This is a genomic window from Robiginitalea myxolifaciens, from assembly GCF_900115205.1.
In the GTDB taxonomy this organism is placed as follows: Bacteria; Bacteroidota; Bacteroidia; order Flavobacteriales; family Flavobacteriaceae; genus Robiginitalea; species Robiginitalea myxolifaciens.
The window spans coordinates 294,943-317,946 of sequence record NZ_FOYQ01000001.1; the positions used below are offsets into that span (position 1 = coordinate 294,943).

At 49.8% G+C, this 23,004-nt stretch carries 22 protein-coding genes; 6 read left to right on the top strand and 16 right to left on the bottom strand.

Features of this window, described 5'->3' with window-relative positions; translation table 11 throughout:
• Positions 1–4 precede the first annotated feature (4 nt).
• The 4 genes from BM318_RS01270 to BM318_RS01285 all read left to right on the top strand — a co-directional run bounded on the left by BM318_RS01270 (position 5) and on the right by BM318_RS01285 (position 4,962).
• Entirely contained in the window at positions 5–934 is a 930-nt protein-coding gene (locus BM318_RS01270) for a polyprenyl-phosphate transporter (RefSeq protein ID WP_092980044.1), read from the top strand.
• Entirely contained in the window at positions 934–1,968 is a 1,035-nt protein-coding gene (locus BM318_RS01275; protein WP_092982014.1) for a DUF368 domain-containing protein, read from the top strand. Before BM318_RS01270 ends, BM318_RS01275 begins: the two co-directional genes overlap by 1 nt.
• Positions 1,965–2,696, top strand: coding sequence for a shikimate dehydrogenase family protein (locus tag BM318_RS01280; RefSeq protein WP_092980046.1), 732 nt, complete (start codon positions 1,965–1,967; stop codon positions 2,694–2,696). Before BM318_RS01275 ends, BM318_RS01280 begins: the two co-directional genes overlap by 4 nt.
• A 94-nt stretch (positions 2,697–2,790) precedes the next feature.
• Complete coding sequence (locus BM318_RS01285; RefSeq protein ID WP_092980048.1) at positions 2,791–4,962, top strand: DUF349 domain-containing protein; 2,172 nt, start codon at positions 2,791–2,793, stop codon at positions 4,960–4,962.
• Positions 4,963–4,965: 3 nt separating this feature from the next.
• Here the strand turns inward: BM318_RS01285 and rimO are convergent, their stop codons facing one another.
• From rimO to recR, 13 genes are all read right to left on the bottom strand, one after another.
• Entirely contained in the window at positions 4,966–6,279 is a 1,314-nt protein-coding gene (rimO, locus tag BM318_RS01290) for a 30S ribosomal protein S12 methylthiotransferase RimO (protein WP_092980050.1), read from the bottom strand.
• Between the two features lie 52 nt (positions 6,280–6,331).
• Entirely contained in the window at positions 6,332–8,029 is a 1,698-nt protein-coding gene (locus BM318_RS01295) for an amidase family protein (protein WP_092980052.1), read from the bottom strand.
• The gene (locus tag BM318_RS01300; protein WP_245759706.1) at positions 8,008–8,871 is read right to left on the bottom strand and encodes a DUF2911 domain-containing protein; all 864 of its coding nucleotides are present in this window, start codon (positions 8,869–8,871) and stop codon (positions 8,008–8,010) included. Before BM318_RS01300 ends, BM318_RS01295 begins: the two co-directional genes overlap by 22 nt.
• Before the next feature lie 14 nt (positions 8,872–8,885).
• On the bottom strand, positions 8,886–9,848 hold the full coding sequence (ftsY, locus tag BM318_RS01305) for a signal recognition particle-docking protein FtsY (RefSeq protein WP_092980056.1): 963 nt from the start codon (positions 9,846–9,848) through the stop codon (positions 8,886–8,888).
• A gap of 119 nt (positions 9,849–9,967) precedes the next feature.
• A complete protein-coding gene (locus BM318_RS01310; RefSeq protein WP_092980058.1) occupies positions 9,968–10,120 on the bottom strand; it encodes a DUF4295 domain-containing protein in 153 nt (50 codons plus the stop codon).
• 6 nt (positions 10,121–10,126) lie between these two features.
• Positions 10,127–10,309 (bottom strand): 50S ribosomal protein L33, encoded by a 183-nt coding sequence (rpmG, locus tag BM318_RS01315; protein WP_088342152.1) that lies wholly within the window; start codon positions 10,307–10,309, stop codon positions 10,127–10,129.
• Positions 10,310–10,331: 22 nt separating this feature from the next.
• On the bottom strand, positions 10,332–10,568 hold the full coding sequence (gene rpmB / locus BM318_RS01320; RefSeq protein WP_092980060.1) for a 50S ribosomal protein L28: 237 nt from the start codon (positions 10,566–10,568) through the stop codon (positions 10,332–10,334).
• Positions 10,569–10,640: 72 nt separating this feature from the next.
• The gene (locus tag BM318_RS01325; RefSeq protein ID WP_092980061.1) at positions 10,641–11,888 is read right to left on the bottom strand and encodes a competence/damage-inducible protein A; all 1,248 of its coding nucleotides are present in this window, start codon (positions 11,886–11,888) and stop codon (positions 10,641–10,643) included.
• Positions 11,888–12,226, bottom strand: a complete 339-nt coding sequence (locus tag BM318_RS01330) for an Hpt domain-containing protein (protein WP_092980063.1) — start codon at positions 12,224–12,226, stop codon at positions 11,888–11,890. The genes BM318_RS01325 and BM318_RS01330 overlap by 1 nt, the downstream gene beginning before the upstream one ends.
• Positions 12,226–12,837 (bottom strand): fumarylacetoacetate hydrolase family protein, encoded by a 612-nt coding sequence (locus BM318_RS01335; RefSeq protein WP_092980064.1) that lies wholly within the window; start codon positions 12,835–12,837, stop codon positions 12,226–12,228. The genes BM318_RS01330 and BM318_RS01335 overlap by 1 nt, the downstream gene beginning before the upstream one ends.
• Positions 12,834–13,610 (bottom strand): 3'-5' exonuclease, encoded by a 777-nt coding sequence (locus tag BM318_RS01340; protein WP_092980066.1) that lies wholly within the window; start codon positions 13,608–13,610, stop codon positions 12,834–12,836. The genes BM318_RS01335 and BM318_RS01340 overlap by 4 nt, the downstream gene beginning before the upstream one ends.
• A 47-nt stretch (positions 13,611–13,657) precedes the next feature.
• A complete protein-coding gene (locus BM318_RS01345) occupies positions 13,658–15,097 on the bottom strand; it encodes a dihydrolipoamide acetyltransferase family protein (protein WP_092980068.1) in 1,440 nt (479 codons plus the stop codon).
• An 83-nt stretch (positions 15,098–15,180) separates the two neighbouring features.
• Positions 15,181–15,798, bottom strand: coding sequence for a recombination mediator RecR (gene recR / locus BM318_RS01350; protein ID WP_092982015.1), 618 nt, complete (start codon positions 15,796–15,798; stop codon positions 15,181–15,183).
• 58 nt (positions 15,799–15,856) lie between these two features.
• Between recR and BM318_RS01355 the strand changes: the two genes are divergently transcribed.
• The gene (locus tag BM318_RS01355; protein WP_092980070.1) at positions 15,857–17,317 is read left to right on the top strand and encodes a sodium:solute symporter; all 1,461 of its coding nucleotides are present in this window, start codon (positions 15,857–15,859) and stop codon (positions 17,315–17,317) included.
• Between the two features lie 15 nt (positions 17,318–17,332).
• On the opposite strand, the gene BM318_RS01360 is transcribed toward BM318_RS01355, so the two are convergent.
• Together BM318_RS01360 and BM318_RS01365 are read right to left on the bottom strand one after the other, a co-directional pair.
• Entirely contained in the window at positions 17,333–17,707 is a 375-nt protein-coding gene (locus BM318_RS01360; RefSeq protein ID WP_092980071.1) for a CoA-binding protein, read from the bottom strand.
• A gap of 423 nt (positions 17,708–18,130) precedes the next feature.
• Positions 18,131–19,141 (bottom strand): 3-oxoacyl-ACP synthase III family protein, encoded by a 1,011-nt coding sequence (locus BM318_RS01365; protein WP_092980072.1) that lies wholly within the window; start codon positions 19,139–19,141, stop codon positions 18,131–18,133.
• Positions 19,142–19,258: 117 nt separating this feature from the next.
• On the opposite strand from BM318_RS01365, the gene BM318_RS01370 reads away from it, so the two are divergent.
• On the top strand, positions 19,259–21,694 hold the full coding sequence (locus tag BM318_RS01370; RefSeq protein ID WP_092980074.1) for an alpha/beta hydrolase family protein: 2,436 nt from the start codon (positions 19,259–19,261) through the stop codon (positions 21,692–21,694).
• Here BM318_RS01370 and BM318_RS01375 read toward each other — a convergent pair.
• Positions 21,691–22,998: an ABC1 kinase family protein gene (locus BM318_RS01375; protein ID WP_092980075.1), complete on the bottom strand. Its 1,308-nt coding sequence runs from the start codon at positions 22,996–22,998 to the stop codon at positions 21,691–21,693. The genes BM318_RS01370 and BM318_RS01375 overlap by 4 nt on opposite strands.
• Positions 22,999–23,004: the final 6 nt, after the last annotated feature.

The following is a 23,004-nucleotide window of genomic DNA, read 5'->3' on the forward strand; positions in this document are numbered from 1 at the left end:
CAGCATGGAACAGCGCAATCCCCGCAACTATCTTTTCTTATTACTCAAGGGCATGGCCATGGGTGCCGCCGACGTGGTACCCGGCGTTAGCGGAGGAACTATTGCCTTTATATCCGGAATCTATGAGGAACTGATCAGTTCCATAGATGGAATTCGCCCGTCGTTGTTGGGAATTTGGAAAAAATCAGGATTTAAGGCTTTCTGGTCTGCGCTGAACGGGAATTTCCTGTTAGCTGTTTTTACGGGTATCGCCATCAGTGTTATTTCCCTGGCCCGTGGGATTAGCTGGCTACTGGATAACCATCCGATTTTGGTTTGGGCCTTTTTCTTTGGTCTGGTCCTGGCCAGTGTCATCTATATCGCCCGTCAGATCGAACGCTGGAACTGGAGTCACCTCCTGGTTTTCCTGCTGGGAGCCGGAATGGCTTACCTGGTTATCAACCTCCCGGTTTCCGAAGACCAGTCGGGACTGCCTTTCCTTTTCCTCAGTGGCGCCCTGGCTGTATGTGCCATGATACTTCCAGGCATATCCGGTGCTTTTATCCTGGTGCTTCTGGGTTCCTATCGGACCGTATTAGAAGCCGTGCACAATTGGGATCTGAACTTGCTGGCTGTTGTTGCCGTGGGTGCAGTTTTCGGATTGTTGAGCTTTGCCCGCCTGCTGAAATGGATGTTTGCCCGATTCAAAAATATTACCCTGGCCCTACTCACCGGATTCATCCTGGGTTCCCTGCTCAAAATCTGGCCCTGGAAGGAAGTACTGGAAACCCGCGAATACGAGGATAAAATTATTGTAATACGGGAAGCCAATGTCTGGCCCGGACAATTCGAGGGGGATCCGATGATATTACAGGCTGTGGGGTTGGCACTTCTTGGCTTTGCCCTGATCTTCCTTCTGGAGGGATTGGCTACCCGAAAGCACTCCACCTCATGATGTTTCACCACAGAAGCCTGACAGACAAATTCCTGTTGTTTATCAAAGGGCTTTCCATGGGGGCAGCCAACAAAGTCCCCGGGGTGAGCGGGGGAATTGTCGCTTTCGTGGTTGGCTTCTACGAGGAATTTATCTATTCCCTGCAGCGGATAAACGTCAAGGCGTTCCGACTACTCTTCGCAGGTCGGTTCCGCAGCTTTTACCAATATATCAACGGTACTTTTCTCTCCATCCTGGTTCTGGGAATGCTCTTCAGCTACTTCAGTGTTTCCAAGATCCTCGACTACTTCCTCGAGCGGCAGGAGCTGCTGGTTTGGTCTTGCTTTTTTGGGATGATCATTGGTTCGATCTACTTTATTTCGAAGGATTTCAAGCATTGGAATAAACGCACCATTCCTGCCGGGATTATTGGCCTGGTGGTGGGTATTTCCATTAGTTTCCTGAGTCCTGCACGGGAAAACGACAACTTATTCTTCATTTTCTTCTGCGGAATCATCAGTGTTTCAGGTATGACGTTGCCAGGACTGTCGGGTTCGTTTATCCTGATCTTACTGGGCAATTATGTTCTGCTGCTAGTGGATTCTGTCAATGCGTTATACGATACCCTGGTGGAAGTATTTCAGGGTGATTTTAGCTTTACGGAGAATACCCAGCGCCTGGATACCCTGAAGGTACTGGCCGTTTTTACGGCGGGGTCTGCCGCCGGACTGGTTACTTTAAGCCATTTACTGGGCTATGTACTCAAACATTTCAAAAACCTGACCACAGCGGTTATCATTGGGTTTATCTCCGGTTCGCTGGGCGTGGTATGGCCCTGGAAACGGGCCGTCTACAAGGTTGGGCAAGATGGACTTCCCCTTACCGATTCCAATGGAGACGCCATCCTGGCAAACTACCAGCGGTACTGGCCGGATCTCAGTCAGGTCGAAAACCTTTGGGCCCTGGTTTCAATTGCCTTCGGTATCGGGATCCTTATTGCTTTGGAATGGTATGGCAAAAACCGCCTGGAAAGAAAAAATAAACCCGCAGCATGAAACGCTTTGGCCTAATTGGAAAGAACATCGCGTACTCCTTCTCCAGGGGATATTTCGCCCAAAAATTCAAGGACCTGGGGCTGGAGTCGCACAGCTACGAAAATTTTGACCTTCCATCCATAACCGCGTTCCCTGAGCTAATCAAATCAAATCCCGACCTCAAAGGGCTCAATGTAACGATCCCTTACAAACAGGAAATCATTCCCCTGCTCGACGATCTCCATCCTGAAGCGGAAGCTATCGGTGCCGTAAACACAATCGCTTTTGTGGAAGGTAAAACTATGGGGTATAACACCGATATCATTGGATTCCGCGATTCTTTAAAACCACTGCTGAGACCCACCGACCAGGCGGCGCTTGTGCTCGGATCCGGCGGTGCTTCCAAGGCGGTTTGTCATGTGTTGGATAGTCTTGGAATTCGCTTTGAGATGGTCTCCCGAAAGCCGGGTCCCGATCAGTATAGTTACCAGGACCTGACCGACGGTGTTCTCGGACAGTACCAAATCCTGATTAATTGCACCCCGCTGGGTACCCATCCCAGAATTGAAGCAGCTCCGGATCTCAGGTATGAGGCCCTGGATTCCTCCCACTTGCTCTATGACCTGGTGTATAATCCTCCCCTGACCCGTTTCCTGAAACTCGGTTTGCAGCAAGGCTCCAGAATAAAAAACGGCCACGAAATGCTGGAGCTTCAAGCCGAAGCCTCCTGGGGAATCTGGAATTCCTGAACCCTTTTGTTTAACTACTTTTTGTTGCTATCTTACCATGTACTAGAACGGCATGCCAGTGTTGCAGGGCCAGCTAGTCCATAAACTATTCAGGATGTCTGAAGCGAAGAACAAGGAACTGTCCCAGGAGGCAGGGGGTGAGGAGTTGGAAAAGACTCCGGAGAAACAGGAATCGGAAGCCAAAACTACTCAGCCGCAGGAAGATGCTGCCGTCGAAGAAGTAGTCGAGGTAGCGGAAGATGCGAAGGTAGCTGCCAGCGAGAAAAAAGAACAGCCTTCCGAATTAGCAGCATCAGCGGAAGCGGACAAGGCAGAAGAAGCGGAAGCGGACGTGGAAGAAGAATCGGAAGCAGAAGCAGAAGCGGACGCGGAAGAAGAATCGGAAGATGAAAATGACATCGATGCGCAAAATGCAGAAGATGCCGAAGATTCCGAAAACGAGCGGCGCCACCATATCCCCTTTTTGGACTACCATGAGCTTAGCATGGAAAACCTGGTCGGGGAGTTACAGCGCTTGCTGAGAACCGAAAAAGTCCAGGCCATTCGCAGACATGCCGATACCATCAAAAGGGAGTTCGATCAAAAGTTCCGCGAATTTATTGACGAAAAGAAGGAGGAATTCGTTTCCCGGGGCGGAAACGAGATAGATTTCCGGTATAACTCGGTTACCAAACGTCAGTTTAATGAACTGTACTCCGAATACCGTGAAAAACGCAACCAATACTACAAAAGTCGGGAACGAAACCTGAAGGAAAACCTGCAGACCCGTCTGGACCTTATCGAGGAACTCAAAGGTCTGGTCCATGTCGAAGAAGACATGACTTCCACCTATAATACCTTCAAGGAGGTACAGGAACGCTGGCGCAACGCAGGACCGGTTCCCAGGAACAGCTATAACGACGTTTGGCGCACCTATCAGCACCACGTTGAAATCTTCTATGACTTCCTCCACCTGAACCGCGAATTGCGCGACCTGGATTTTAAATTCAACCTGGAGGAGAAGGAAAAACTAATCGAAAGGGCCGAAGCTTTGGCGCAGGAACCAGACCTGAATAAAGCCTTTCGCGAACTGCAAACCCTTCATAAACTATGGAAGGAGGAACTCGGGCCAGTTGCCAAGGACAAGCGCGACGAAGTCTGGGAACGCTTTAGTGCGGCTACTAAAACCATCCATGAAAGAAGGCAGGAACACTTTAAACAACTCGATGCCCGGTACGAGACCAATCTGGAAACCAAGAATGAGATTATTGCCAAAATCCTTGGGATCAGCGAACAAGTAGCCGACAATCACCGGGCTATCCAAGGTCAGATCCGGGAGGTAGAAGCATTGCGCGAGTCCTTTTTCAAGGCCGGAAAAGTACCTCAAAAGGAAAATGAAAAGACCTGGGCGGCCTTCAAAGGGGCGGTGCGGGCATTCAACAAAAAGAAGAATGCCTTTTACAAAAACCTGAAGAAGGAGCAACAGGAAAACCTCGATCGCAAACGCGCCCTGCTCAAACGAGCCGAAGAACTCAAAGAGAGCGAAGCCTGGGAGGAAGCCACCCCGGAGATGAAACGCATCCAACAGGAATGGAAGCAAATCGGCCATGTCCCCCGAAAATTCTCCGATAAGATTTGGAAGGAATTCAAGGCGGCCTGCAACCACTATTTCAACCGCTTACATTCTCGGAAAAATGCCGATCAGGCACAGCACAGCAAAGACCTGAAGGTAAAAGAGGATATCCTTTCAGAATTGAAAGAATTCCAGACGGGTAAAGACAGGGAAGCCGACCTGAAGCAACTTCAGGAATTTCTCAAGCGCTGGAAGGCTTCGGGGCGACTGCCGAGAAACCGCCAGCACCTCGACCGCAAATTCCAGAAAATTATCGATGCCATCTTCAGAAAATTGGGGGTCAGCAAACAGGAAGCCGACTTACTGCGTTATGGCGACAAAATTAAGAAGTTGGCCAAAGCAGACGATGTACGGACCATCGAGGAGGAACGCCAGTTCATCCGAAGAAAAATCGAAGAAAACAAAGGGGAGCTCCGGCAATTAGAAAACAATCTGAATTTCTTTACCGACCCTTCCGAAGATAATCCTTTGGTTAAAGAAGTAATTGAAAGCATTGACAAGCAGAAGGAAGCCCTGGAGCGGTGGCAGGAGAAGCTAAAAAAGCTCAACATCCTGAGGAACAACCTGGAAAAGGAGGCCAATCCTAAAGAAGAAACTGAAGGCGCTGATCATGAGGAAAGCGCTGGCGAACAGACCGATAAGCAATCGGAATAGCGCTTATGCCCCGGGGGTTGTTACTTCTCCGTAGAGATCAAAATCCGACGCTTCGGTAATACGGATGTCGGCAAATTCCCCGATACGCAAATAAGAAGATTCGGCCGGGATCCACACCTCGTTATCGACATCCGGAGAGTCGAATTCGCTCCGACCTACGAAATAATTGCCTTCCTTCCTGTCGATCATACAGCGTAACGTCTTCCCGACTTTTTCTTGATTCAATTCCCATGAAATCCGTTCCTGGGCTTCCATAATTTGGGCAGCTCTCCGTTCTTTAACTTCCTCCGGAACATCGTCTTCTAGTTTAAAGGCATGGGTCTGTTCTTCATGGCTGTAGGTAAAACATCCCAGGCGATCAAAGCGCGTTTCCTTTACCCAATCCAAGAGCAGTTGGAAATCCTCCTCTGTTTCACCGGGATAGCCTGTAATCAAGGTAGTACGGATGGCCATTCCGGGAACACGCTCCCGGAATTCCCGTAGCAAGGCATTCGTTTTCTCACGAGTCGTTCCCCGGCGCATGCTCTTGAGAATGGGGTCGGAAATATGCTGTAGCGGGATATCGATATAGTTACAGATTTTCGGTTCCTCCCGCATCACATCGAGGACTTCCAGGGGGAAGCCACTGGGAAAAGCATAGTGGAGACGGATCCAATCAATTCCGTCTACTTCGACCAGCGCCCGAAGTAAATCGGCCAGTACTCGCTTTTTATACAGATCCAGGCCGTAATACGTTAAATCCTGGGCAATCAGGATAAGTTCCCGTACGCCCTTTGCAGCCAAAGCTTCCGCTTCGGTTACCAATTCTTCTATGGGCTTGCTTCGATGTTTCCCGCGCATCAAGGGAATGGCGCAGAAGGAACAGGGGCGATCACAGCCCTCGGCAATTTTGAGATAGGCGTAGTTCGCCGGGGTAGCCGTAAGTCGCTCTCCCACCAATTCGTGGCGATAATCCGCTCCTAGTGCCTTGAGCAGTCGCGGAAGGTCCCTTGTCCCGAAATAGGCATCCACATCGGGGATTTCTTTTTCTAAATCAGGTTTATAACGCTCACTGAGGCAACCGGTTACAAAAACCTTATCGACTTCTCCTGCCTCTTTCTGACGAACGTATTCCAGGATAGTATTTACGCTTTCCTCTTTGGCATTGGCGATAAATCCGCAGGTATTGATTACTACGATATTCCCTTCCTGTTCATGCACAACCTCCTTATCAGAAGCGCGTAACTGCCCCATAAGCACCTCGGAGTCGTACAAATTCTTGGAACACCCGAGGGTAACGACATTAATGCGATTCTTTTTTAAAGACTTGGTTCTCATGATTCAGTCGGGACTAGCAACACTTCGATTCAGGGCGCAAAGGTAGTGATCTTTATTCCAGATAATCCTTGGGGGCACGACGGAATCTCTCCAGACCTTCAAAGGCCAAAGCAAAATTGAGTAACTGCTTTTCGGTGTATGTAGGACCAATCCAGGTCAGGGAGGCCGGGCGGCCATCTTCCCGGAACCCCATCGGTTGGGTCAGTGCAGGGAATCGGCCAACGGCCGCGACACTCGCCAGGCGGTTGCTGATGTCCAGAACCGCATTGAGCTCAAGGTCCTGAAAAGCTTCTTTAAAATAAGCCTGCCCGTCCGCTTTCATTTGTGCATCCATAGCGGCGAGTTCCTCATCCGTTAGCGTGCTCGCTGCTGTTTGTTCCAGGTAATACTGCCCGTAGGGCATCCGCAAGAGGGAATCCGCACGGTTATAATCCAGGATGGCGTTCAGATCCGCAATACCAGCAACAGGATAGGCCTCGAGATATGCAGGAAGCGCTCTTTTCATTTCTGCCGCGAGGAATTCCCGAAAGGGAAGGTTCGGCCTGTCGGGCTGCTGGAGTGCCACCAAATTTGCCCCGGCTGCTTCCAAAACATCCAATGCCCGAGCGTAAAGCGAATCAGACTCCTTCAAATCGGTGTAATATCCAAAACGTTTTTCGCTTAAATCGACTACTGCAGGCAGGAAGAGACCATCGGGAAAATAAAAGTCGGTAGAGACGTTATCCGATGGATCCTGACCGGTCATGGCATCCATTAGTACGGCGGCATCCAAAACTTTTCTGGCCATCGGCCCCGGGGTATCCAGGGCATTGGAAATTGGGATTATCCCGGTACGGCTCAACATACCCACGGACGGTTTCAATCCAACCAAACCATTTTGCGAAGCGGGCGAAAGGATGGATCCCGAGGTCTCAGTGCCTATGGCGGCAAAGGCGTAACCTGCGGCGATGGCGGCCCCGCTTCCGGAGCTCGATCCTCCGGGTGAAAGGGTAGCCCGTCCATAGGGGTTCAACGTCTGTCCTCCAATAGCACTATAGCCCGAAGGGCATTGTTGGCAGAAGAAATACGCCCATTCACTCATATTCAATTTTCCCAGTACAATAGCACCCCGTGCCTTCAGACGACCGGTAACAAACGCGTTTTCCGGACTGTGATTGGCCAGTGCTGCAGCTCCGGCCGTGGTGGGCATCCCCGCTACCCCGATATTGTCCTTAACCAGCACGGGCATGCCAAAGATGGGATGGCGTTGCTCTGCCGGCATGGCTTTTAGGACATAATCGCGATCGCGTGCCTGCTGAACGGCATCGGGATTCAGTGCAATGATCGCGTTCAATGTCTTTGTACTATCCAGTTCATATTTGAAGATTCGGCGCAGGTAGAAACGGGTAATTTCTTCATAGCTAACTTCCCCCCTGGCCACAGCATCCTGTAACTGAGTCACTGGTTGTTCGAGGATAAGGGATTTCAACTGACCGTAGCGGGCCTCGCTTAATGCCATGGCTTCCGGATACAGGGTTTCAAATACTTCCTGCTTATCCTGGAAGTGGGATTGGATCAGGGAATAATCAGGTCCACCTTCCGCTTTGGAAGCACTGACTAACGCGGCCTCGTCATAGGGAGTCCAGAGTTGCGGGACCTCAGCTGGGGTATCGGCCACCTCAGGATTGTCTTTACAGGAAATCAGCAGGGTCAGGACCCCGAATAGCAAAAGTCCTTTGCTTAACGCCTTCAATCCTTTAGTTTGTTCCATTTTTCAATGTTTTTTTGATTCATCCGGACAAATTCATCTTTGCCTTCGGCTTCGGCCAGTTTCAACGACTTTCCAGCCGCCGCTACGGCTTCTTCATACCGACCCAAAGCAGCCAGTACCAGGGACCTAACCCTGTGGAAATAATAGGTGTCCCCGCCAAGTTCGAGGGCCTGATCCAGGTAACCGAGCGCACGGGAATAGTCCCGGTCCGATTCCTGCAGATATCGCGCAGCTTCGTAATAGGTTTGTGCGGTTGGATTGTTTTGAAGGGCTGTGGCAATCTGCTTTTCCATTTCGGCTTGCGTGTCTACTTCGATGGCAAAACGTAACTCCAGCCGATCCCAGCGCCAGTACATATCCATGCCTTCATGGGTAATCTGATCAAAGCCAATTTGAAAGTTCTCGGTAACCGTAGTACGTGTTTGTGGATAGGTCGTAAACCGCAACAAATCGTCCTGAGGAGAATAGTTTTGGCGACCATCACCCCAATGTGTGGTGTCCTTGTGAATGGCAATTTCCCAAAGGTCCTCCTGTGGAAAGGCGTACAGTGCATATGTCCCGGCCGGCACTTTATTTCCTGCAATTCGAACCGGGCAGCTAAACTTGATTTTTGTGGATTCATTGGCCCCTACCCGCCAGATACGTCCGTAAGGAACTAGATTACCGAAAATTTGACGCCCCCGAACTGCAGGTCTGGAGTAACTGACCTGGACCTGGCACAGGCCCACGTCCTGAATAATAGTTTGTGCGGGACTTGCTTTAGGATGAACGAGTTGTGCACTCGCCGGGGCAAAGCCCAGCCCTAACAGAAGTCCAAATAGGAAGTATAGTCTACGTTCCACAACCATCGGAGGATTTAGTTTTCCAGCTTAAAGAAAGAATCTACAAATTCATACTTGTTGAACACCTGTAAATCTTCCATGCCTTCCCCCACACCGATATACTTGACGGGTATCTGAAACTGGTCGGAAATTCCGATGACCACGCCCCCTTTAGCGGTTCCATCTAATTTGGTAACTGCAAGGGAACTGACTTCAGTTGCCTTGGTAAACTGCCGTGCCTGTTCAAAGGCATTCTGACCTGTAGAGCCGTCGAGCACAAGCAGTACCTCATGCGGAGCGTCAGGAACTACTTTTTGCATAACGCGACGTACCTTGGAAAGCTCGTTCATCAGGTTCACTTTATTGTGCAATCTTCCCGCCGTGTCGATAAGCACAACGTCGGCCCCCTGCCCCACTGCAGATTGGAGGGTGTCAAAGGCCACAGAAGCGGGATCACTTCCCATATTTTGTTTTACAATAGGCACCTCGGCCCGATCCGCCCAAATTTCGAGCTGCTCGATCGCAGCTGCACGGAAAGTATCGGCAGCGCCTAACACTACCTTTTTACCCTGCATTCTGAACTGATAGGCTAATTTTCCAATGGTGGTTGTTTTTCCAACACCATTGACCCCTACTACCATGATAACGTAAGGACCATCGACTTCAGGCAGCTTTAATTCGGCCGCCTGGCCGGTCTCAGTCTCTGAGAGTAAACCGGCAATCTCTTCCCGAAGGATTCCATTGAGTTCCTCCGTGTTGACGTATTTATCCCGGGCTACCCGGGCCTCGATCCGCTCAATGATCTTTAGGGTGGTTTCTACCCCGACGTCGGAAGTAACCAATACTTCCTCCAAATCGTCGAGCACCTCATCATCTACCCTTGATTTACCGGCTACAGCTTTGCTTAACTTGGAAAGAAAGCTCGTTTTGGATTTCTCCAGACCTTTGTCCAGAGTCTCCTTCTTTTCCGATGAAAATATACGTTTGAAAAAACTCATGAAAATCAGCTGAATTGCTAAGATACTATATTGTAAAGAGCTGCTAAAACCAACAAAAAAACCGCCCCTTAAAAGGGCGGTTTTGCTATGTCTTGCGGGGAAATATTCCCTTCGCTCTTTTACTTTTTAGCCAACCAATCGTTCACCAATTCGGGAGCCATTACAGATTCCACGAAGGTGTAGGCTCCGGATTTAGGAGACTTAACCATTTTGATGGCTTTGGTCAGTCGCTTGGAACTGGATTGCAGGGTTGCAACGGTCTTCTTAGCCATGATTCTTTATTTTATTTCTTTATGAACTGTCATACGCTTAAGGATTGGATTGAACTTCTTGAGTTCCATACGATCCGGCGTATTCTTTTTATTCTTGGTGGTGATGTAACGGGATGTTCCCGGCATACCAGACTCTTTGTGCTCCGTGCACTCGAGAATTACCTGTACTCTGTTACCTTTCTTGGCCATGACCTAATTTTTGATCCTTGTCTTATCGGAGCACACCCTTCTCACGGGCATCCTTCAATACGGCAGAAATTCCTTTCTTGTTGATAGTCTTGAGAGCGCGGGCGGAAACCTTAAGGGTTACCCACCGGTCTTCTTCCGGAATGTAGAACCGCTTTTTGGTCAGGTTTACATCGAACCGACGCCTGGTCTTGTTGATAGAGAAGGACACATTATTTCCAAATTGGGCCCTTTTTCCGGTAAGTTCACAAACTTTTGACATTGCGCTAAACTTTCGTGGTTCAAAACAGGCTGCAAATTTATGTCATTTTAAGCGGCTGTCCAAACATCTTTTTCAGAATTTTAGGATTTCCGTCATAAGCATCTCAAAACCCTTATGTACAGCCTTTTGGACGATTCGCTCCCGATGGTTCCCCATCTCGAATTTTTGGCAAACTTCGCCCTTGGGACCACTGACTGCCAAATATACCGTACCTACCGGACTATCTGAATCTCCTTTAGTGGGTCCGGCATTGCCTGTAGTGGCGATGGCAAAGTCCGCATTGAGTACCTTCCGGGCTTGCCTGGCCATGGCAAGCGCCACCGCTTCGCTTACTACCGAATGCTCCTCGATAAGATCCTGGGGAACTCCCAGTACTTCATTCTTTATTCGCGTGGCATAGGTAACCAAACTTCCTAAAAACACCTTGGAAGCTCCGGGTACCATGGTTATCTGGGAAGCGATCCTTCCTCCGGTAAAGCTTTCGGCTGCACCGAGGGTAAGATTTTTTTCCCCGCAAATCCGCAGAATAGTTTCTTCCAGGGATTCCCCGGCCTCTTCCCCGTAGAGAATATCCCGAACCTGGTCGGCCAATTCCCCTAACAATTGATCCATTTCCTCCTCCAGGGCAACGGCATCTGTTCCCTTAGCCGAGAGTCGTAGACGCACTTTACCCAGATTGGGCAAGTAAGCCAATTTGAAGTGCCGCGGAAGATTATCCTGCCAATCCGAAATACGCTGTGCAATGGCACTTTCGCCCAATCCATAGGTAATCAGGGTGCGGTGTAAAAGTACCGGGGGACGGAATGTTTCCCGAATTCTCGGGACTACTTCATTGCTGAATAAGGCCTTCATTTCCAGGGGTACTCCCGGGAGGGAAACCAAAACCGCATTGTTCGCTTTCATCCACATTCCGGGAGCTGTACCATAAGCGTTGTGGAGTACCGTTGCCCGGCTGGGCACGAGCGCCTGGCGGCGATTCAGATCAGAGATGGGCGTGCTAATGTATTTCCGGAATAGTTCCTCGATATGCTCCAGGACGGAATCGTCCTGCTTGAGCTCATCCCCGACATATTCACAAATAGTATGTTTGGTAATATCGTCCTTGGTCGGGCCAAGCCCACCGGTCATAATGATGAGTTCGGCACGAGACTCAGCCTCCTTTAACGCCTGGATAATGTGTTCGCGATCGTCCTGTACAGAGCTTATCTGAAATACAGAAACCCCGATTTTGGTTAGTTCTGAAGCCAGAAACGCGGAATTGGTATCCACGATCTGGCCAATAAGGATCTCATCGCCTATGGTCAGAATTTCAGCCCGCATTAAAGCTCAAAATCGTTCCGGAGTTCGCCAATAACCTGGTTGATATCTGTTTTGAGCAAGGGGAAACGCTCACGAATCTCCTCCATATTCCCTTCGGTTTTCCCAAGGGTTTCTATTTCCAGGGCGGTGGCGCGGGTTTGCTCCATCCCCAACAGGTCAACGTTGGGTTTGATTTTATGCGCGAGTTGGTACACCTGTTCGTAGTTTGATGCACCAATAGCAGCTTCCAGGGCTTCTAAATCCGGGGGAACTTCCTCCAGGAATACAGAAATTACCGAAAGGATGAAATCTTCATCACCATCTGCCATCTCATTGATTTTATCCAGGCTGTAGATCATTATTTAACTTTTAGAGAAAACATAGTTTCTCCCTCGAGGGAGCCGACAAGGTAATCATTTGACGCAACCCTGCCAACCCCGGCGGGGGTTCCGGTAAAGAGGATATCTCCTTTTTTCAGTGTAAAAAAGGTGGAGACATAGGCGATGAGTTGGTCAATACCCCACAGCATTGAGTTTGTATTTCCGCTTTGTACCACTTCCCCGTTCCGTTGTAATTCAAAATTCAGGGAATTGTGATCCGTAAAGCGCTTGGCGGGTACCCAGTTCCCAATCACGGCTGCGCCGTCAAATCCTTTGGCCTTCTCCCAGGGCAAGCCTTTTTGTTTTAATTCCTGCTGCAAGTCCCTGGCGGTAAAATCCAGGCCTACCGTAATCGCATCGTAATAGGTATGGGCGAATTCGGGCGCAATATGTTTCCCAACCTTGCAGATTCGAAGCAGTACTTCGATTTCGTGGTGGATCTCATTAGAAAATTCCGGGATGTAGAAGTCCTGTTCCCGGGGCAGGATGGCCGAATCGGGCTTTATAAAGAGCACCGGATCTTTAGGGCGTTCATTGCTCAACTCGGTAATATGGTCGGCGTAATTCCGGCCAACACAGATCAACTTCATCCCAATCGGTTATTTAATTTGCTCAATTTGATTTGAGTAAGCACCTTCTTGGTGTATAGCGGAAAGTCCGCATTGAGGATCCATCCCAAATAACCGGGTTCCTGTTCCAACACCTCATCGACCAGGCGGCCTTTGTGTTTCCCGAATCCAAAGATAGGTTCCCCTTCCTCATTCCGCCTTACAAAACCGGCAAAGTCCAGGGTGTCGTTATGGGTCGAGAATGCGGCTAATTCGGCAATATCATTTTTCAATTCAGGATAGCGATCCAATTGAGCGAGCAGCACTTCATACGTTGCCTGGGTGTCGGCGCCGGCACTATGGGCATCGGTGAGTTGTTTCCCGCAGTAAAAGGCGTAGGCGGCCTCCAGGGTTCGTTTTTCCATCTTGTGGAAGATGGTCTGGACATCGACGCTTTTAGCATTTTTCATTTCAAAATCCACACCTGCCCGAAGCAATTCTTCGGCAAGCAGCGGAATGTCAAAACGGTTGGAATTAAAACCTCCCAAATCACAACCGCGAATCATCTGATAGATTTCCGAGGACAGCTCCTTGAATGAAGGGTGGCCTGCTACTTTTTCATCCGTAATTCCATGAATGGCAGCAGCTTCGGCCGGAATCGGCATTCCGGGATTCACCAGCCAGGTCTTGCTTTCCTTATTGCCGTTCGGGTGTACTTTCAAAATCGCTATCTCTACGATCCGGTCTTTGGCAATATTGGTCCCGGTGGTTTCCAGGTCAAAAAAGCAAATGGGTTTTTTGAGGTTTAATTCCATGATGATGTTTCAATTCTACAGCCGACTGGCCAGGGATAGTAAAGGACTTACACCTCTCGTTCCGGGTCCCAGGCCTCCAGATAATCGGCAACGGCCTTTACAAACATACCTCCAAGGGCGCCGTTGACTACGCGGTGATCATAACTGTGGGACAGGAACATTTTTGATCGGATCCCGATAAAATCTCCATCAGCGGTTTCAATTACCGAAGGTTCTTTACGGATGGCTCCCAAAGCGAGGATTCCTACCTGCGGCTGATTGATAATCGGTGTTCCAAAAACACTTCCAAAGGAACCCACATTGGTCACTGTGTAGGTCCCGTCCTGAATTTCGTCTGGCTTCAGGGCATTTGTGCGCGCCCGATGGGCAAGATCATTCACTGCCCGGGCCATACCGACCAGGTTCAGTTGATCCGCATTTCGAATTACGGGCACAATGAGGTTGCCGTCGGGAAGCGCGGCCGCCATCCCCAGGTTTATATTCTTCTTTTTAATGACCCGGTCGCCATCCAGGGAAATATTCATCAGGGGATACTTCTTGAGGGCGTGGGCAACAGCCTCCAGGAAAATTGGGGTAAAGGTGAGTTTCTCCCCCTCCCGGGCCTCAAATCCCTTCTTAACGCGCTCCCGCCATTTAACCACTTCGGTAACATCTACTTCCACAAAGCTCTGTACGTGGGCCGAAGTAGTGACGCTTTCCAGCATATGCTTGGCAATTAGCTTGCCCATGCGGCTTAGGGGAATGATTTCATCGCCTGCCTTCAAACCTGCTGGGGGTACAGCCGCAGTAGTCGCTTTTTCCTGTGCGGCCGGAGCAGCTGTTGCAATTTCGGATGCGACCTGGGTTTGGGTCGTTGGTGCCGGTGCTGGTGCTGATTTTATTTCCTGAGTTGCAGGTTGTACGGTATTGGATCGTCCTGCAATGTATTTCAACATATCCTCCTTGGTCACACGACCATCCTTGCCGCTACCTGGGATTTTCTCTAACTCCTCTTTAGCAATTCCTTCTTCCCGGGCCATGTTTCGCACCAGGGGTGAATAGAAACGTCCGTCGCCGGGTACCGGGGCAAGGGCCTGTTGTGCCGCCTGCATGGCGTCCTCCGCCTGAGTAGCTGCTTCGCTTACTGCTGCAGCTGGCTGGGGCACTGAGGCAGCCGTTGTTGCTTCGCCCTTGGACTGTACTTCCTGAGTTTCCGCTGGCGCCGCAACCGATGGTGCAGCCACTGCAGGTGAATCACCTGCCTCAGCACCTACCTGAATTACCGCAACCACTTCGCCTACCTTCACAACATCGTCAATATCGAAGCGTTTCTCGAGTAAAACCCCGTCTACTTCACTTGGGACTTCCGAATCTACCTTGTCCGTTGCAATCTCAAAGACAGCCTCATCGGCCTCAATAGTATCGCCTACTTCCTTGAGCCAGGAGGTCAGGGTGGCCTCCGCTACACTTTCGCCCATTTGAGGCAGCTTCAATTCAAATGTTGACATATTCTCAATTTAGAAGCACTAAATCGCTTTTTCGTTGCAAAAATAATAAAATAACGCCCTGTACAGATTAAAATTATCAACGGCTATCGATTCAGAGAACCCTCAAAAGGGATTCGCTGAAGGATAGACCTTCCCAAGGTTACCTGATCTGCGTACTCCAGATCATCGCCTACCGGAATACCCCGGGCTATGGTACTCAGGGTTACCTCAAGACCTTCCAGTTGCCGGTAGATATAAAAATTGGTGGTATCCCCTTCCATAGTGGCACTCAAGGCAAGAATCACCTCTTTCACCTCCCCTTCTTTAACCCGGTCAATCAGGGATTTGATGGTCAAATCCTGAGGACCAATGCCGTCTACTGGCGATATCTTTCCACCGAGTACGTGGTACAATCCGCGATAGTGGCCGGTAGCCTCGATGGCCATAACATCCCGTATATCTTCGACCACGCATACCAGGGCTGCTTCCCGTTTCGGGCTGCTACAGATTTCGCATAGCTCTGTATCGCTGATATTGTGGCACACGTTACATCTGCGGATACCTTCTCTTAATTCAAGGAGCGCCTCTGCCAAGGCCTGTGTTCGCGCCTCAGGTTGCCGCAGTAAATGTAGCACCAGACGCAACGCCGTGCGCTTTCCAATCCCGGGTAGCAGCGCGACTTCTTCCAGGGCCCGGCGTAAGAGAAGGGAGGAAATTTCCATGGCCACAAAATTACGCATCTATTTTAAGTTTTGTACTTTGCCGCAGCTAAAATCGGTCATGAACTCCACGGGCATTTTGCTATTGATTGGCGGCTATTTCGCCCTGCTGCTGATCATAGCCTACTTTACAGGGAAGAACGACAACAATGAGGATTTTTTCCGCGCAGGGAAGCAATCGCCCTGGTACCTGGTTGCCTTTGGTATGATTGGGGCCTCCCTCTCCGGGGTAACCTTTATCAGCGTTCCTGGGTGGGTGCAGGATTCGAGTTTCAGCTATATGCAGGTTGTTTTCGGCTATCTGGCCGGATATTTTGTAATAGCCTGGGTCCTGCTACCCCTTTATTATCGCCTGGGACTGACCTCCATCTACGAATACCTCGATACGCGCTTTGGTTGGCATAGTTATCGTTTGGGCAGCCTGTCCTTTTTTATATCCAGGGTTCTCGGTGCTTCCTTCCGCCTATTTCTGGTCGCGATAGTCCTGCAACAATTTGTCTTTGACGCCTGGAATGTTCCTTTTGAGCTCACCGTTGTCTTGTCTATTCTCTTGATCTGGGTTTACACCTTCAAAGGAGGCATAAAAACCATTGTCTGGACAGATACCCTGCAGACCTTTTTTATGTTGTTGGCCGTTGGATTGAGTATTTACTTTATAAACGACAGCCTTGGCTGGAGCCTGGGGGAATTTTTAAAATCCGAAGATCTCAAAGCATACAGCCAGATCTGGTTTACCGATTCCCTGGCCGATAAAAACCACCTGCTCAAATCGTTTTTTGGCGGGATGTTTATCACCATATGTATGACAGGCCTGGACCAGGATATGATGCAAAAGAATCTGACGTGCAGGAACCTGAAAGACGCGCGCACCAACATGATCAGTTTTAGCCTGGTGCTGGTTGTAGTGAACTTTGTATTCCTCCTGCTGGGCGCCCTGCTTTTTATTTATGCTCAACGCAATGGAATTGGACTACCCCTGATGGATGGCAGTCCGAAAAGCGACCTCCTTTTCCCGGAAATTGCCCTGAATGGAGATTTGGGACCCTGGGTGGGCATAACCTTTATGTTGGGACTCATCGCTGCCGCCTACAGTAGCGCCGATAGCGCACTGACTTCCTTAACCACTTCGTTTTGCGTGGATTTTCTCGGCATTGAAAAACGGGAGAAAAATCAACGAAAAGCCTTGAGGAAACGCGTTCATATTGGGATGAGCCTACTCCTGATCCTCGTGGTCATCGCGTTCAAATACGTCCTGGATCGGAACGTCATCGATGGCCTGCTCACCGTTGCCACCTATACCTATGGCCCTTTGCTGGGACTCTTTGCCTTTGGTATCCTCACCCCGTATGCCTTAAAGGATCGTTGGGTATGGGTAGTAGCCATCCTGGTCATTTCCGGAGTGTATGCCCTGGCGAACCTTCCTGGTGAATGGCTGGGGGGATATGCATTTGGGTACGAACTCCTGCCGCTCAACGGACTACTCACCTTTTTAGGGCTATACCTGATTCGTAAACCGAAGTAAATTCCAACACTGCGCTTAATAGGTGCCGGCAGCCAGCATCACCAACGTACAGGCCTGAATCGCTTCAATACCTGCCTCACGGAGCTCCGCTTCGAATTCCGGATTCTCAGTACCCGGATTGAAAATAACCCGCTTTGGAAGTAAATTCTGAATAAATTCGTAATATGGTTCCTGATTGTTTTTATTCAGATAGAGTGTGATGGTGTGGATATCCTGGATTCTTTTGATTTCTTCCAGATTCGATGTAATTTTAGCACTTTCCAAAGTCCCCCCGACTCGTCCGAAACCTACTGTTTCAAACCCGTTATTTACCAGGCGTTTCACAGCCAGGTAACTATATCGCCGGGGCTTTAAGGAGGCCCCCATAACCAGGGTTTTTTTGTCCGTCATAAGATGTGTTAAAGTGGTACCACTGCTGTAACGACTCGCAAAGTAATGCGTCTATAGCATATAGATACGAATAATCATTGGTAACGCTGTATTTTTTATAGTTAATGGTTAGTGTTTAGTATAGCTTATCAATGTAGCGAGCCCCGGCTCCCGTAAGGGATGTCGGGGCTTCGTATTTTTTGCTGTAACATATTTCCGCCCAGTTCGTCCTAACAGTGGATTGTTTTAAACAGCAGATAGATCAAAAGAGACAACCCGTGGGCGGAACTCTTTTGTTAATAGCTGTTAAACTTGAAGAAAAGCGTAACAATCCCAAAAAGTAATCGTCTTAAACATACGGATCCGTACCTCCCAGTGGAGTGGTTGGTTAACGCTGAGGAAGCGGACCTAAGGAACCCTGGCCAAATGGTCAGGGTTCTTTTATTACCAGCGGATTATTACACTTCCCCAAGTAAAACCACTTCCGAAGGCGGCCAGCACGACAAGATCCCCTTCCTTGATTTTTCCAGCCTCCCAGGCCTCCGTCAGGGCAATTGGGATACTGGCGGCAGTCGTATTCCCGTAGTGCATGATATTGTTAAAGACCTGATCATCGGACAGGCGGAATTTCTTCTGGATAAACTGGGCGATTCGCAGGTTTGCCTGATGCGGAATGAGCATATCAATGTCGGTAGCCTCCAGACCATTGGTCTTTAAGCCTTCCATAATGACCTCGCTAAAGCGCACGACGGCATTTTTGAAAACAAATTGCCCGTTCATATACGGGTAGAAAGAGGTGTCTTCAGGGTCGTTATCTTCGAGAATGTCACTCACCCAGCGCTGCCCCATTCCCGGTGCAATCAAAGAGAGTTCCTCTGCGTGTTGTCCCTCGCTGTGCAAATGGGAGGAAAGGATTCCCTTGGAGGTATCCTCTTCGCGACTCAGGATCGCCGCACCGGCGCCATCTCCAAAAATGACAGAAACGCCGCGCCCCCGCGTGGTCATGTCGAGGCCCTTGGAGTGTAGTTCAGAACCGATCACAAGGATATTGCGGTACATCCCCGAACGGATATACTGATCCGCTACGGAAACGGCGTACACAAATCCAGAACATTGGTTTCGCACATCCAAAGCTCCCACCGTGGGCAGCTCCAGGTCGCGCTGCACCAGGACCCCGGGTCCGGGAAAATAGTAGTCCGGACTGAGGGTAGCAAAAATGATAAAGTCAATATCATTCTTATCAATCCCGGCGCGCTCAATAGCCTGTCGGGCGGCTTTCACCCCCATAGAAGTGGTGGTTTCTCCCCCATCGGGATCCACATGCCTGCGCTGTTCGATACCTGTTCGTTCGCGGATCCAGGCATCGTTGGTATCCATTACTTTAGAAAGATCGTCATTGGTTACGACCCGTTCAGGCACAAAAAAGCCCAGGCCGGAAATCTTGGAGTGATACATGCTCGTTTCGTTTGGTTACGGACCTCAGTAAATGAAGTACTTAGGAAAATCTAAAATACTACTTAATTGGAAAGTCCGTATCTTTTCAGGTATAAAAATCGAATCACAAAACTTACGATGAAAGCATTATTTACCGCCTTTTTCCTACTACTCTCCGCAACGCTGCCCGCCCAATCCCAGTTGGAATATCAAAAACCTCCACAGGAAATCATGGACCTTGTGGATGCCCCTATGACCCCTTCGGTCTGGACTACTGATTCGGGGGAATTCATGATCCTTTTTTCAAGGAACCGTTACAAAAGCATTGCTACCCTTTCCCGGGAGGAAATGCGCCTGGCAGGCTTGCGGATTGATCCAAAAACGAACATTGGCAGCCGGACTACATATTACAACTCCCTGGCTGTAAAAGCACCGGCAGACCGGGAAGCGACCCCGGTTAGCGGATTACCGGAAAAACCCCAGCTTTCAAATTTCAGGTTATCTCCGGATCAGCGAAAATTGGCGTTGACCCATACCTCGGCTACCGGCGTTGAACTTTGGCTGGTAGATTTGGAAGCGGCCAGTGCCCGCCGCTTATCGGCAGGCCCCCTAAATGCGAATCTCGGCGACGTCATCAACTGGTTCGCCGATGGGAATGCCCTCCTGGTTAAAATGCTGCCCAGCGACCGACAGGCACTCGTAAATCGCTCTGAAGTAGTGCCCTCCGGCCCTACTATTTCCACAAACGATGGAAAAAAAGCCCAAAACCGAACCTATCAGGATCTGATCAAGAATCCGGATGATGCCTTCAATTTTGAGCAATTGGCCCGCTCGGAACTCCATCGGATCGGTATAGACGGCTCCCAGGAGCTCTGGGGGGAAACGGCCATGTACCGCAACCTTGATTTTTCTCCGGACGGCGAATATCTCATGGCAGTCACCGTGGAAAAACCCTTTTCCTATCTGGTACCGTACTACCGCTTTCCATCGACTACTGAAGTCTATACCAAGGGCGGAAACAAGGTCAAGACCCTCCTGGAGGTGCCCCTGATCGAGGACCTCCCTAAGGGGTTTATGGCGGAGCGCACGGGAATGCGCGATTTAAGCTGGCGGGCAGACCGTCCTGCGAGCATAATTTACGCTGAAGCCCTCGATGGTGGAGACCCGGCCAATGAAGTGCCATTCCGGGATGAAGTCTTTCAATGGGACGCCCCTTTTGATAGTGAGGCTCGCCCGCTGCTGAAAACCATCAATCGCTACAGTGGCATCTACTGGGGAACGAAAAACCTGGCGATTGCCATGGATTACTGGTGGAATACACGAAATACAAAAACCTATGTTTTTGATCCGTCCAATGCGAGCAAAGAGCCTGTGGTGCTGGACGATCGAAACTATCAGGACCGCTACAGCGACCCGGGGAACTTTGCCACGGAAAGAAACGAGTTTGGCCGCAACGTACTCGCTTTGGATCGCAAGGGGAATGCCTTTAGGCTGGGAGATGGATTTACCCCCGACGGGCAATTTCCATTTGTAGATCGCATCGATTTAAAAACCCAGAAGAAAACCCGTTTGTACGAATCCCGCCTGGAGGGTAAAATGGAATCCTTAATGGAGTACAGCCCCAAAGAGGATCGGTTACTGGTACAAATCGAGTCCCCCACGGAATATCCAAACTATTATTTCAAGAGTTTGATCCGGCGAAAAGGTCCACAGCAGTTGACCTTTTTTGAGAATCCGTTTAAAAGTATGCAGGATGTATACAAAGAGGTAATCACTTATGAGCGTGAAGACGGACTGGCACTTAGCGGTACCCTGTACCTGCCGGTGGGTTACGATCGGGATTCCGGCGAAAAACTGCCCATGATCCTCTGGGCCTATCCCCGTGAATATAAAGATAAACAGAGTGCCGCTCAAGTAACTGATAATCCCAATGAATTTATTTATCCCTATTGGGGATCGCCCGTTTACTGGGTTACCCGGGGTTATGCTATTCTGGATGGTGCCGCTTTTCCCATTATCGGAGAAGGCGAAGAACAACCCAATGATACCTTCAGAACCCAATTGGTAGCCAATGCCAAGGCTGCCATTGACGCGGTAGACGCCCTGGGCTACATCGACAGGGAGCGCGTTGCGGTGGGTGGACATAGTTATGGCGCCTTTATGGTGGCCAACCTGCTCTCCCACTCCGATTTATTTGCAGCGGGTATTGCCCGAAGCGGCGCCTATAATCGAACCTTAACCCCATTTGGATTCCAAAGCGAAGAGCGGAACTACTGGGAAGCACCTGAGGTGTACTATACCATGTCCCCTTTTATGCATGCCGAGAAGATGAAAACTCCCCTACTATTGGTACATGGGGAAGCCGATAACAATTCAGGGACCTACCCCATGCAGAGCGAGCGGTACTTTAATGCGCTCAAAGGTCTTGGCGCTACGGTACGCCTGGTAATGCTACCCAAGGAAAGCCATGGATACCGGGCCAAAGAGAGCATTCTGCATTTGTTATGGGAACAGGATCAGTGGTTGGAGCGATTCCTCAAGCCAACCCCTCAGGAGGAAACCCGAAAGCCTTAGAGATACTTGCGAAAACCTTCGATTTCCACTTCGGCCTGTAAGTCGTGCATGAGGTTGTAAAGCCCGAAGAATGTACGATTCATATAGAGAAAGTGGCGTGATCCGCGTCCGGCGTCCATTTTACGGACTTGTGGATCCTTGGCATAGCGTTGACTTAAATCGGCAATAGCCTGCCAGAAGTCGGCATTGGCAAAATCAAAACGCTGACTCTTAAAGGGACGTGTGAAGAGTTCGAGCATATCCCGGAAAAGGTCCATAAAGAAGCGCCCCTCTTCAGGACTGTCTTCAGGAGAAAGGATTTCAAGCTCTTCGAGTTTTTTCCGGACAAATCCGTTATCCTCAAAATTCCTGGAGGTAGCCAATTCAAAATAAGGCGCATAGAATTCCTCGGGAATTTCCTTGATACACCCAAAATCAATGGCGACCAGGTTGTTCGCTGGGTCTACCAGGAAATTTCCGGGATGCGGATCGGCATGAACCTTTTTGAGTCCGTGGATCTGGAACATGTAAAAATCCCAGAGGGCTTGTCCCAGTTTATTGCCGACATCTGGGGAGAGACCTTCCTTACAAGCTTCACTCAGGTGCAAGCCATCTATCCAATCCATGGTGAGGATACGTTCCGAGGATAGTTCCGGATAGTAGCTGGGAAAACGCATTCCCTCCAAATGGGCGCAGGCTTCTGTAATTTCGACGCTTTGCGAAAGTTCCAGGGTGTAATCGGTTTCTTCCTGAAGTTTGTCAGCGACTTCCTTAAAATATTTTTCTGTGTCTTTGGCCTGCAGGTTAAACATCCGCAGGGCAATTGGCTTGACCAGAGCCAAATCGCTGTGAATACTGTCTGCCACCCCCGGATATTGAATCTTTACCGCAAGGGCCTTCCCATCCTTCCAGGCGCGATGTACCTGGCCAATACTGGCCGCATGAGTAGATTCCGACTCGAACTCATCGAACAGGGATTCAGGTCCTGCCCCGTGAAATTTTCGGAATGTTTTTCTGACCAAAGGCGCAGATAAAGGGGGAACATTGAATTGCGCCAGGGAGAACCTGTCGACATACGCCCGGGGGAGCAGGTTCTTCTCCATGCTGAGCATTTGGGCTACCTTCAGGGCACTTCCCTTCAACTCTTTAAGCCCATCGTAAATATCGCGAGCATTGTCCTCATTCAGGGATTCCCGGTCCAGATTAGGGTTGACGAGCTTTTTACCGTAATGCTTTACGTAGTTGCCGCCTACTTTTACCCCTGTTTTGACCAGTTTGCCCGCCCGTTCGATCTTGGTTACCGGGATGCGATCTAATGCTTTCATAGGGTA

What these genes read in the sequence shown, in the direction of transcription:
- BM318_RS01345 (WP_092980068.1), bottom strand. Translation starts at nt 15,097, where the DNA reads ATGTCAACATTTGAATTGAAGCTGCCTCAAATGGGCGAAAGTGTAGCG.
- ftsY (WP_092980056.1), bottom strand. Translation starts at nt 9,848, where the DNA reads ATGAGTTTTTTCAAACGTATATTTTCATCGGAAAAGAAGGAGACTCTG.
- rpmB (WP_092980060.1), bottom strand. Translation starts at nt 10,568, where the DNA reads ATGTCAAAAGTTTGTGAACTTACCGGAAAAAGGGCCCAATTTGGAAAT.
- BM318_RS01275 (WP_092982014.1), top strand. Translation starts at nt 934, where the DNA reads ATGTTTCACCACAGAAGCCTGACAGACAAATTCCTGTTGTTTATCAAA.
- BM318_RS01325 (WP_092980061.1), bottom strand. Translation starts at nt 11,888, where the DNA reads ATGCGGGCTGAAATTCTGACCATAGGCGATGAGATCCTTATTGGCCAG.
- BM318_RS01330 (WP_092980063.1), bottom strand. Translation starts at nt 12,226, where the DNA reads ATGATCTACAGCCTGGATAAAATCAATGAGATGGCAGATGGTGATGAA.
- BM318_RS01370 (WP_092980074.1), top strand. Translation starts at nt 19,259, where the DNA reads ATGAAAGCATTATTTACCGCCTTTTTCCTACTACTCTCCGCAACGCTG.
- BM318_RS01355 (WP_092980070.1), top strand. Translation starts at nt 15,857, where the DNA reads ATGAACTCCACGGGCATTTTGCTATTGATTGGCGGCTATTTCGCCCTG.
- BM318_RS01280 (WP_092980046.1), top strand. Translation starts at nt 1,965, where the DNA reads ATGAAACGCTTTGGCCTAATTGGAAAGAACATCGCGTACTCCTTCTCC.
- BM318_RS01310 (WP_092980058.1), bottom strand. Translation starts at nt 10,120, where the DNA reads ATGGCTAAGAAGACCGTTGCAACCCTGCAATCCAGTTCCAAGCGACTG.
- BM318_RS01295 (WP_092980052.1), bottom strand. Translation starts at nt 8,029, where the DNA reads ATGGAACAAACTAAAGGATTGAAGGCGTTAAGCAAAGGACTTTTGCTA.
- BM318_RS01375 (WP_092980075.1), bottom strand. Translation starts at nt 22,998, where the DNA reads ATGAAAGCATTAGATCGCATCCCGGTAACCAAGATCGAACGGGCGGGC.
- BM318_RS01335 (WP_092980064.1), bottom strand. Translation starts at nt 12,837, where the DNA reads ATGAAGTTGATCTGTGTTGGCCGGAATTACGCCGACCATATTACCGAG.
- rimO (WP_092980050.1), bottom strand. Translation starts at nt 6,279, where the DNA reads ATGAGAACCAAGTCTTTAAAAAAGAATCGCATTAATGTCGTTACCCTC.
- BM318_RS01365 (WP_092980072.1), bottom strand. Translation starts at nt 19,141, where the DNA reads ATGTATCACTCCAAGATTTCCGGCCTGGGCTTTTTTGTGCCTGAACGG.
- BM318_RS01285 (WP_092980048.1), top strand. Translation starts at nt 2,791, where the DNA reads ATGTCTGAAGCGAAGAACAAGGAACTGTCCCAGGAGGCAGGGGGTGAG.
- BM318_RS01340 (WP_092980066.1), bottom strand. Translation starts at nt 13,610, where the DNA reads ATGGAATTAAACCTCAAAAAACCCATTTGCTTTTTTGACCTGGAAACC.
- BM318_RS01360 (WP_092980071.1), bottom strand. Translation starts at nt 17,707, where the DNA reads ATGACGGACAAAAAAACCCTGGTTATGGGGGCCTCCTTAAAGCCCCGG.
- rpmG (WP_088342152.1), bottom strand. Translation starts at nt 10,309, where the DNA reads ATGGCCAAGAAAGGTAACAGAGTACAGGTAATTCTCGAGTGCACGGAG.
- recR (WP_092982015.1), bottom strand. Translation starts at nt 15,798, where the DNA reads ATGGAAATTTCCTCCCTTCTCTTACGCCGGGCCCTGGAAGAAGTCGCG.
- BM318_RS01270 (WP_092980044.1), top strand. Translation starts at nt 5, where the DNA reads ATGGAACAGCGCAATCCCCGCAACTATCTTTTCTTATTACTCAAGGGC.